The sequence below is a fragment of the Brevibacterium aurantiacum genome (assembly GCF_900169065.1).
GTDB lineage: Bacteria > Actinomycetota > Actinomycetes > Actinomycetales > Brevibacteriaceae > Brevibacterium > Brevibacterium aurantiacum.
Genome location: NZ_FXZB01000022.1, coordinates 59,892 through 69,202, shown reverse-complemented (window position 1 = coordinate 69,202; position 9,311 = coordinate 59,892). Strand labels below are relative to the sequence as shown.

At 62.5% G+C, this 9,311-nt stretch carries 11 protein-coding genes; 9 read left to right on the top strand and 2 right to left on the bottom strand.

What is annotated here, in order from left to right:
- Positions 1–294 precede the first annotated feature (294 nt).
- The 6 genes from BAUR9175_RS15105 to BAUR9175_RS15085 all read left to right on the top strand — a co-directional run bounded on the left by BAUR9175_RS15105 (position 295) and on the right by BAUR9175_RS15085 (position 4,242).
- Complete coding sequence (locus BAUR9175_RS15105; RefSeq protein ID WP_009883337.1) at positions 295–1,068, top strand: hypothetical protein; 774 nt, start codon at positions 295–297, stop codon at positions 1,066–1,068.
- A 258-nt stretch (positions 1,069–1,326) separates the two neighbouring features.
- Positions 1,327–1,698, top strand: coding sequence for a hypothetical protein (locus BAUR9175_RS15100; protein ID WP_131259955.1), 372 nt, complete (start codon positions 1,327–1,329; stop codon positions 1,696–1,698).
- 137 nt (positions 1,699–1,835) lie between these two features.
- Positions 1,836–1,991, top strand: coding sequence for a Sp36 family protein (gene sp36 / locus BAUR9175_RS19405; RefSeq protein ID WP_009883339.1), 156 nt, complete (start codon positions 1,836–1,838; stop codon positions 1,989–1,991).
- A gap of 49 nt (positions 1,992–2,040) precedes the next feature.
- Positions 2,041–2,514, top strand: coding sequence for a RidA family protein (locus BAUR9175_RS15095; protein ID WP_009883340.1), 474 nt, complete (start codon positions 2,041–2,043; stop codon positions 2,512–2,514).
- A complete protein-coding gene (locus BAUR9175_RS15090; protein WP_009883341.1) occupies positions 2,504–3,478 on the top strand; it encodes an NUDIX hydrolase in 975 nt (324 codons plus the stop codon). Before BAUR9175_RS15095 ends, BAUR9175_RS15090 begins: the two co-directional genes overlap by 11 nt.
- On the top strand, positions 3,475–4,242 hold the full coding sequence (locus BAUR9175_RS15085; RefSeq protein ID WP_009883342.1) for an MBL fold metallo-hydrolase: 768 nt from the start codon (positions 3,475–3,477) through the stop codon (positions 4,240–4,242). The genes BAUR9175_RS15090 and BAUR9175_RS15085 overlap by 4 nt, the downstream gene beginning before the upstream one ends.
- Before the next feature lie 135 nt (positions 4,243–4,377).
- Here the strand turns inward: BAUR9175_RS15085 and BAUR9175_RS15080 are convergent, their stop codons facing one another.
- Positions 4,378–5,055, bottom strand: coding sequence for a Crp/Fnr family transcriptional regulator (locus BAUR9175_RS15080; protein ID WP_069599638.1), 678 nt, complete (start codon positions 5,053–5,055; stop codon positions 4,378–4,380).
- Positions 5,056–5,301: 246 nt separating this feature from the next.
- Here BAUR9175_RS15080 and nth point away from each other — a divergent pair, with 246 nt between their 5' ends.
- Genes nth through BAUR9175_RS15065 form a run of 3 tightly spaced genes read left to right on the top strand, consistent with a single transcriptional unit; the run spans position 5,302 to position 8,339 of the window.
- Positions 5,302–6,042, top strand: coding sequence for an endonuclease III (gene nth / locus BAUR9175_RS15075; RefSeq protein WP_096168518.1), 741 nt, complete (start codon positions 5,302–5,304; stop codon positions 6,040–6,042).
- Entirely contained in the window at positions 6,039–6,812 is a 774-nt protein-coding gene (locus tag BAUR9175_RS15070; RefSeq protein WP_096158370.1) for an NUDIX hydrolase, read from the top strand. Before nth ends, BAUR9175_RS15070 begins: the two co-directional genes overlap by 4 nt.
- Positions 6,813–6,869: 57 nt before the next feature.
- Entirely contained in the window at positions 6,870–8,339 is a 1,470-nt protein-coding gene (locus BAUR9175_RS15065; RefSeq protein ID WP_096168517.1) for an HNH endonuclease, read from the top strand.
- Positions 8,340–8,392: 53 nt separating this feature from the next.
- On the opposite strand, the gene BAUR9175_RS15060 is transcribed toward BAUR9175_RS15065, so the two are convergent.
- Positions 8,393–9,247 (bottom strand): ABC transporter permease, encoded by an 855-nt coding sequence (locus BAUR9175_RS15060; protein ID WP_009883347.1) that lies wholly within the window; start codon positions 9,245–9,247, stop codon positions 8,393–8,395.
- Between the last annotated feature and the right edge of the window lie 64 nt (positions 9,248–9,311).

Here is a 9,311-nt window from a genome sequence, read left to right as displayed (position 1 = left end):
GTCAGCCATCGTGGGATGCCTTTCGTGAGGTTCTTGGCGGAACTACTAGCGGGATCCCACGATGGTTCTTCACATTTTTGGGGGTGAAGTCCCTGGTGGGAATGCCACCACTCTATGGGACTCACCCCTGTGCTGGTCAGGAAGTGTATAGATAGCTCATGTAGTCTGGAGGCTCTGAAGGTCTGAAGTCATAAGATCTGACCTCCCCGCACTGAGGAAATCGCCTACGTGAAACTGTGGTACTCGTCATCGCGGCCCAACAGATCGCCTCGCCGCGTAACAAGCTTCGGAACAATGCTGAGCAGCGTTGTCATAGGACTGATCGGTCTCACCGGCTGTTCCGTACTCGGCGGTTCCGAAAATGCCTCTCCCATCAGTGATAACAACGGCGGTGACGAGGGCAACCAGTCGCCAACGACGAACACTTCTGAACAGGTCCAGCAGGCGGCTCACGATGAGGACCCAGACACCTATTGCTCGCTTGACGAGGTCAACGAGGGCGGCTGGCGAGACGTGGATGACGGTCAGATGGCCTTCGCGTACCTACCGGTGTTCGTCGGATCGACCGATGAGATCACGAGCGAGCTAGACAACGAGACATCAAATTACACCTACATTCCCTATTCGACGGACAAGATCCTTCTCACGTCCACGCCGCTCGGATCTGGAACCGTCGCGAACGACGAGATCGCTGATGTGTCCGTCAAACAGGTCACCATCGGTCTCCGCGATGGTTTGGAGGTGAAGAAGTGCGGGCCCGAGACTACGCTGAAGCTCACGCCTGTCGGAAGCAAGAAGATCAAGTATCTCAGCGACGACACCTGGTACACGAAATACTGGACGGTCTGGGAATTGTCTGGTGACGACTTCAACCCCCTGCCGAAAGACCGGAACACTGCCGGATTCTCAGCCGACATCAAGATGGGGGATCAGACTGTGCACACGATGATGAGCAATAACTTGACCAAATTGCCTGGTGTTTTCGCCACACCGGGGAGCGCGACACGGACCCCTGACCCAGGCATGGCGCTGGTGCGATACTACTACGAACACCATGTATGGAAATGAGTTTCTTGCACCATTGTCAGGGGCGGAGCGTCCGCTCTGTCTCTCACCTATGCTTTACTGCCCGATAGGCAGACCCCCGCGCATATCCCAATCCATTTGGGCCTATCCGGAGCCGGAGCGTGAGAGGTATCTCGGGTAGGCGACTTTCTCAGGTGGCAGCCGATACAACCGAGTAGTGCGTGGTGATACGCCGGTAGACTCGCTACGTGGGTTGGGTGGGCAGATGGTCAGGAGACAAAGTCAGGACTCGTGATACGCATGCATGAGAGTACGCCCGCCGAGTCGCGAAACAGAATGTGGCCGGAAGGTGCGGAGTGGATCTACGCCGTCCTGTGCTCGCTCGGTGCCATGGTCTCGATCGTCCCGACGATCCTTGTGATCGCCGGCTTCTCAGAGTGGCTCAACCGCATGGAGTGCCCCAGCGGACCAGTTGGTTCGGGATGCTATGAGAACGACCTGGAGATCAGCCTCGTCATCTTCGCGTTGGTCTGTCTGCCCTTCTTCGCAGCAGCATTCGTGTGGGCGATCCTGCATCGGTGGACCAGGTTCTACTGGTGGTGGTTCGGCGTGCTCTGCACAGGTCCAGTCGGCACCGCAACCTGTTTCACAGTCGTGTACTTGATCGACTAGGCGTCATCGTTGAGCCGGCTATCAGGTGCGCCCCCGCCACGTCTCTCCACCTGATACAACGGCCCCACTGAAAACGGTCATCTCGGATAGTCTTGGGATCGGCACCCGCCATTGTGAACAGACAACTGAGGAGAATCATGACCAAGTGGGAATACGTCACCGTGCCGCTCATCGTCCACGCGACGAAGCAGATCCTCGACCAGTGGGGCGAAGACGGATACGAACTCGTGCAGGTCGTTCCCGGCCCGGACAACAACGGACTAGTGGCCTACCTCAAGCGCCCCAAAGAGTGAGCTGAACCGGCCGGACCGCTGATACCCAACCCTCACCGAAAGAAGAACAATGTCGAAGACCCTTGAGCGTCTGAGCGAACTCGGCCTCGAACTGCCCGAGATCGCCACACCAGCCGGTGCCTACGTTCCCGCACTGCGCACCGGTGACTATGTCTACACCTCCGGCCAGCTGCCAGTCGTCGACGGCAAGCTGCCCGCCACCGGACACCTGGGCACGGACGTCGACCTCGACACCGGCTACCAGCTGGCCCGCACCGCCGGTCTCAACGCCCTGGCCGCGATTGCCGGAGTCATCGGCGACCTCGACAATGTCGTGCGTGTCGTCAAGGTCACCGGCTTCGTCAACTCCGCCGACGACTTCACCCAGCAGCCGGCCGTCATCAACGGCGTGTCCGAACTCTATGGTGAGATCTTCGGAGACCGTGGGCAGCATGCCCGCAGCGCCGTCGGTGTCAACACTCTGCCACTGGGAACGCCCGTCGAGGTCGAAGTCATCGTCGAGGTCTCAGGCGATGCCGCTTAGCGGACGCACTCTTCCCGTCTCGTCGGAACTGCGGTGGCTGCTTGACCACTGGCAGTCCGACGGACGGTGGCCCGTCCCCGAAGCCCCGCGCCCCACCTCGGCGATCGTGCTGATCCGGGACTCCGCGGACGGGCTGGAACTCTTCATCACCCGGCAGCTCGACGCTCGCGGCGTTGAGGACCGCAATCGGTGGGCATTCCCCACCAGCAGCCTGCGCCCGGGCGATGTGCGGAAGCTGCCTCTGGCCGGATGGAATTCGGCCCGGTGCGCACGTGCGCTGAGCATCGAGAACAAATCCCGCGCCCTGCACCACTTCTCCGCGGCCGCCCGCATCACCTTCGCAGCCACTGGAATTCTGCTCGCCGAGGATGTCGATCGGGAGATCGTGGCCACACCGCAGACGGACTGGCATACCACCCGATCGAGGCTGTTCTCGAACGAAGTGTCCTGGTCCCAGGTGTTGCGCGATCGTGACCTCCGATTGCGCCCCGACCTATGCAAACCGTGGCTGCGCTGGATCAACACCCCCACCCAGCTGCATCGGTTCGACACCACCTATTTCATCGCCACCGTGCCCTTCGGCCAGGACGTCGACTTCCTGTCACCGAACGAGACCTCCGCCGGGTGGAAACGCCCGGGCCAGATCCTCGCCGAGGTGGGCGGCGACCCCAACCGCATCAGCGCGGCCGCCCGCATCATCGTCGAAAGCCTCGCCGAGGTCCCAACCGTGGGCGCGGCCATGGCACAGGTCCGCAACGTCCACCCGCTGCGTCCGGAGATCATCGACGACGACGGCGATTGGAAAGTCGTCATCCACACGGGCAAAGACCCCCACAGCAAAGGCAGCCTGCGCGACCGTGCGGTCGCCGTCGGCGAGACCGACAACGACCAGAGCCCCGGCTTCCTGACATTCGGCGGTGACGACGATGACGAAACGACAGACGAGGAGAGCGACGACTCATGAGAATCCGTGCGAACAATCCCGGCCCGATGACCCTGACCGGAACGAACACCTACGTGCTCACCAGCCAGGATGACAACTCTGCGGTCGTCATCGATCCCGGTCCCGAGATGGCCGACCACTGTCAGGCATTCCTCGCCGAGGTGGCCGACCGTGACCTGACAGCGATCGTTCTGACCCACCAGCACGCCGACCATTCCGAGATGCTCGGAAGCATCGAGCAGTGGGCTCCCGAGGTGCCCGTCTATGCCGTGCTCGAGCGTTTTGCCCGCCACACCGAACCCGTGGCAGACGGCGACGAGATCGTCTTCGGCACCACTCCGGCCGACATTCTGCGCGTCATCGCCACTCCCGGCCACACGAGCGACAGCATCAGCCTCATCCACGCCGGAACCCTCTACAGCGGCGACACGATCCTGGGGGAGGGGACGACGATCGTCACCCACCCGGAAGGATCCCTGCGCGACTACCTGAACTCCCTCGACCGATTGAAGGAGCTGCTCGACGCGGGTGAGTTCGCGATCATCGAACCGGCCCACGGTGAGCGCATCGACGCCCCCGCCGAGGTGATCGACTACTACCGCTCCCATCGACTCGAACGCATCGAGCAGGTCAAGGCGGCACTCGAGCAGGGGGCGTGCACCGCCTCGGAGGTGTGCGACATCGTCTACCACGACGTCGCTGCGAATGTACGGCCGGCGGCCGAGCAGATCGTCAAGGCCCAGCTGGCCTATCTCGACGCTCTGCCCGCCGCCGACGACGCCTGAGCGGCATCGGCCTTCACCTCCCGGCAAGCGTCCAGGGCTTTGAAGTGCGCATAAGAGACGCCCCAGCCGAATCGGCTGGGGCGTCTCTCGTCGCGGCGTCCACGAGGCCACAGCGGCCGGACGTCGCTGGGTGGATCAGCGGGCGCGGTTGCGCATGCGCTCCATGTCGAGGATGACGACGGAACGAGCTTCGAGACGGATGAAGCCACGAGCTGCGAAGTCGGCCAGAGCCTTGTTCACGGTCTCACGCGAGGCGCCGACGAGCTGCGCGAGCTCTTCCTGCGTCAGGTCGTGAGCAACGAGGACGCCGTCCGGTGCCGGCTTCGAGAAGCGAGAGGCAAGGTCCAGCAACGCCTTGGCAACGCGACCGGGAACATCGGAGAACACGAGGTCACCAACGGTCTCATTGGTCCGACGCAGACGCTGAGCCAGAGCCTTGAGCAGGTTCATCGCCGCACGTGGGCGCTCATCGAGCCAGGTCGTGAGGTCCTCATGCTTGAGGCTGAGCAGCTCGGACTGAGAGACAGCGGTGACAGAGGTCGAACGTGGGCCCGGATCGAAGAGGCTGAGCTCACCGATGATCTCGCCCGGTCCGATGACCGAGAGCAGATTTTCGCGGCCGTCGGAGGACTCGCGGCCGATCTTGAGCTTGCCGCTGGAGACGATATAGAGTTCGTCACCGGCATCGCCCTCGTGGAAAAGCACGGTTCCCCGACGGAGACTCCGCGGGTTCATGAACTTCATCAATGCGCTTGTGGCCTCATCGTCCAAACCTGCGAAGAGCGTGGCGCCCCGCACAACTTCAATATCCACTGTGTCCTCCTTGTCGTGGTAATCACAGATAAATCTACCTGGTCAATGGTGCTGATACCAGCAAAGGCCCCGGAGTTTGCGGCATTAGTGCAAAACAAGGGGTTTTGTTTGCGTTTCCTCCACCCTCGCCGAGGTGGGCCACGGTTGCGTATGGACGATCCCGTTCGCCGGGAAAGGGCAGCCCCACCCCGGCGATGTGAGGGACGCAACTGCGCAAAGCCGGGGCACAGATTAGGATGGTGAGTCGTGTTGACGGTGGCAGAGAAGAGCGCGCGGAAGTTCGCGAAGGAAACCTCATTGGGCAAGACCCGACGGGCGAGGAAGATTCATCGAATCCTCGCCGAGGTGTATCCGAACGCGAAGTGCGAGCTCGACTTCGAGACCCCGTTCCAGCTCCTCATCGCGACTGTCCTGTCGGCACAGACCACAGACATCCGGGTCAATGCGGTGACGCCGGGACTGTTCTCCGTCTTCCCCGACGCGCACGGCCTCGCGGTGGCCAACCTCATCGAGGTCGAGGAGCTCATCCACTCGACGGGCTTCTACCGGGCGAAGGCCCGCAACATCGTCAAACTCGCGAACGAACTCGTCGACACCTACGACGGCGAGGTCCCCAATTCCTTGGACAGGCTCGTCAAGCTCGCCGGAGTCGGCCGCAAGACAGCCAACGTGGTGCTCGGAAACGCCTTCGACACCCCAGGACTGACCGTGGACACACACATGGGACGCCTGGCACGCAGACTCGGATGGACCGAGGAGGACGACCCGGTCAAGGCCGAGCATGAGATCGCGGCCCTGTTCCCGAAGAAGGATCTCACTCTGCTCTCCCACCGGGTCATCTTCCACGGACGACGTATCTGCCACTCGCGCAGGCCCGCCTGTGGAGCCTGCCCATTGATGGCTCTGTGTCCCTCGTTCGGGGTCGGGGAACTCGATCCGGAGAAGGCGCGGGCAATGTTGCGTTTCGAAATGGCGCCCCAGGCATGAGCGCCGACGCGAGTGAACATCGGCAGGTAGGTCCCAACCCGAGCGATCAGGACTCAGTTCAGGCCGCAGACGTCCGTGACGTCGTCCATGACCAGACGCTGCGGACTCAGCTGGAGAATCTGGCGGCATCGAATGGTTCACCAGAGTGGCTGCGACGAACGCCGGCACCGGACGATCATTCGGTGCGTGATGCTGCGGTTCTCATGCTCTTCGGCAGGGGAGGCCAGCCGCGCACAGACGCCGGTCGAGGCGAGTCATCACGCCTGGCAGACTTCGGTGTCGACGTTGACATCGTCTTGCTGCAGCGGGCGAGCACGCTGCGCAATCACCCAGGTCAAGTGGCATTTCCCGGCGGCGGTCGGGACCCGGAAGACGACTCCCTGGTCGCCGCAGCCCTGCGCGAGGCGCAGGAAGAGGCCGGGATCGTGCCCGCGACGGTCGACGTACTCGGGCAGATGGATCCGCTCTACATCCCCGTCAGCAAGTTTCAGGTCACTCCGGTCATCGGCTATTGGGCCCAGCCCGGGGCAGTGCGGGTGATGGACAAATCGGAGTCGTACTCCGTCTACCGGGTTTCTGTCGCTGACCTGGTGGCACCAGCCAATCGGGGCACGTTCTCCCGACCGGACCTGAAGATCACCACACCGGCCTTCGACGTCGGCGTGCTCAAGGTCTGGGGCTTCACCGCAGGCATCCTCGACTTCGCTCTCGACCATCTCGGCTGGGCCGGCGACTGGGACCGCGACGCACACATCGACATCGACTTCTGACCAGGAGCAACACCGGCGAAGAATGTCGTGTCAGTGGCGAAAGCTAGCCTGATGGGTATGGAAGCACAGTCGGTTCCCGAGGTGATCACCGAGATACATCGGTGGCACGAGGTGCTGTCGAATCTGCCTCCGGCCCTCAGCGAGGTCGATGCCATCGACAGGATCACTGCGCTCGAGGAACTGACATCTGCCGCTGCTGCGGCCCAAGCCAGGGAAACCCTGACCTTCGACATGCGTCGACGCAATCGTGAAGCCGAAGAAGGCATGACGAGCAGAAAGCAGGGCAAGGGTGTCGGAGCGGAGATCGCACTGGCTCGCAAGGTGTCTCGGGCCCGGGGGAGCACGCTCCTGAAATTCTCGCGTTCCCTGCTCATCGATCTGCCCCACACCTATTCGGCGTTGAGGACCGGCAGCATCTCCGAAGAGAAGGCTCGAGCCGTTGCGAAGGAAACCGACTGGCTTCCTAGGGACAAGCGGCGACAGGTCGACGAACGCATGGCTGATCGCCTCGCCGAGGTGGGGGTCGGTCGACTTGGCAACGAAGTTCGCGCCCTGGCACAGCAGGTCGATCAGCAGGCGGCCGTGGCACACCTTGAGAAATGCATCGAAGAACGGGCAGTCTCGGTTCGTCCGGCACCCGGCAACATGGCATACCTCAGCGCGTTGCTGCCCATGCCTCAGGCAGTGGCCGTCTACGCGAACCTGAAGAAATCCGCGGCTTCGCTCATCGGGACCGGGGAATCGGGCAGACGCACACAGTCTCAGGTCATGGCTGACCTGCTCGTCGAACGGACCACAGGCCAGGAGTGCGCCGAGGCGGTGCCCACGGAGATCCACCTCGTGATGAACGATGACAGCCTGGTCGGGCCCGGAGACACTCCGGCGTGGCTGCCCGGCGTCGGACCACTCCCTGCCGGAGCGGCACGGAAGTTCGTTGCCGAGAACGAGGCGAGTGTATTCCTGCGCAGGCTCTACACCCGCCCGGACGACGGCCAGCTGGTGCGCATGGACTCCCGCCGCCGGGAGTTCTCGGGACTGCTGCGACGCATGATCGTCATCCGTGACGACGTCTGCCGCTCACCATGGTGCGATGCGCAGATCAAACACGCTGACCATGCCACGGCCTTCGCCGCTGGTGGCGACACCGATTGGGACAATGCCTCGGGCCTGTGCGCCGCCTGCAATTTCGCCAAGGAGCTCAACGGCTGGAAGCACGTATCGTCTCCCGAGAAACTGATCGTGAAGACCCCGACGGGCCACCGCTACGAGACGAGGACCAAGCCGATCGACTCCCGGGCAGGTGTTGGCAAATTCGAAGATGCTGCCGCAACCCACACTGACGCCGACACCATAGACGAGAGTGCAGTGAAGCCGCGCCGGCGATTCCAAGGAATCGACAAAGCCCATGGTCCGCCGCAGCCGAGACGAAAGACCGGCAAGGTGATACCCGATCGCGGGGCAAGCACCGTCGAATATCTGTTCGGTGCGCGGTTCCGCACGTTCCTCTCCACGAATTCGGCTCAATGACTTCGCCTCGAAGAATCTATCGGGGCCATGGCGCGATGTGTCGTAGCGGGAGTTTAACGGCGACCGACCTTGGCGGTGAACAGCCGTGAGGCCCAGATAGCTGCGAGTCCCAGAATCACCGCGCACCACCCGACCGCGAGCACGCCGGAGTTGCCCATCTCGGTGCCGATGAGCAGGCTGCGCAATGCATCGATGATCGGCGTGATCGGCTGGTTGTCGGCAAAGACCGTCAGCCATCCCGGCATCGTCTCGACCGGCACAAAGGCGCTGGATACGTATGGCAGGAACAGCAGGATGAAGCCGTACCCATTGGCCGACTCGGCGGACTTCGACGCCAGTCCGATGGCAGCGAAGAGGTAGGTGATAGCCAGGATGTAGAGCGCAATGAGAGCTATCGTCGCCAGCCATTGACCCAGATCTGCCGTTGGTCGGAAGCCGATGAGCACCGCCACGGCGATGACGACTCCTGTGGCGAACAGATTCTTCAGTAGGCTCGCCACCACGTGTCCTGTGATGACCGCTGACGCCCTCATCGGCATCGCGCGCAATCGATCGACGAATCCAGAGGTCATGTCGTTCGCCACCGACAGCGAGGTCGAGGCTGCACCGAAGCCGGCGCAGGTGAGTACGATTCCGGGGACCACATAGTTGACGTAGTCACCGCCAGGATCGAGCGCACCACCGAACACGAACGTGAACATAAGCATCAGGAGAACTGGCAGTGCAATCGCCATGAGCATTGATTCGACATCGCGGACTGCGTGGCGCAGGCTGCGCCCGATGAGGGCGACTTCTGCGCTGGCCCCCGGCGCTCGGCTGCGGGTTCTGACTCGGTGCGGCTGGATAGGGGCCGAAGAAGGAGCTGGAGAGGCTTCATCGTTCGCAGCGATGGTCCGGTGGTCGGTCATGATGGTCCAATCTCAGTTGTGGGTCGATGGGAGGTGAAGCCCTGTGATGGGTGGGGGAGTCAGT

Excerpts from the sequence above, each read along its gene's own strand:
- BAUR9175_RS15095 (WP_009883340.1), top strand. The coding sequence starts at position 2,041 with ATGTCGAAGACCCTTGAGCGTCTGAGCGAACTCGGCCTCGAACTGCCC.
- sp36 (WP_009883339.1), top strand. The coding sequence starts at position 1,836 with ATGACCAAGTGGGAATACGTCACCGTGCCGCTCATCGTCCACGCGACG.
- BAUR9175_RS15065 (WP_096168517.1), top strand. The coding sequence starts at position 6,870 with ATGGAAGCACAGTCGGTTCCCGAGGTGATCACCGAGATACATCGGTGG.
- BAUR9175_RS15105 (WP_009883337.1), top strand. The coding sequence starts at position 295 with ATGCTGAGCAGCGTTGTCATAGGACTGATCGGTCTCACCGGCTGTTCC.
- BAUR9175_RS15060 (WP_009883347.1), bottom strand. The coding sequence starts at position 9,247 with ATGACCGACCACCGGACCATCGCTGCGAACGATGAAGCCTCTCCAGCT.
- BAUR9175_RS15090 (WP_009883341.1), top strand. The coding sequence starts at position 2,504 with ATGCCGCTTAGCGGACGCACTCTTCCCGTCTCGTCGGAACTGCGGTGG.
- BAUR9175_RS15100 (WP_131259955.1), top strand. The coding sequence starts at position 1,327 with ATGCATGAGAGTACGCCCGCCGAGTCGCGAAACAGAATGTGGCCGGAA.
- BAUR9175_RS15085 (WP_009883342.1), top strand. The coding sequence starts at position 3,475 with ATGAGAATCCGTGCGAACAATCCCGGCCCGATGACCCTGACCGGAACG.
- BAUR9175_RS15070 (WP_096158370.1), top strand. The coding sequence starts at position 6,039 with ATGAGCGCCGACGCGAGTGAACATCGGCAGGTAGGTCCCAACCCGAGC.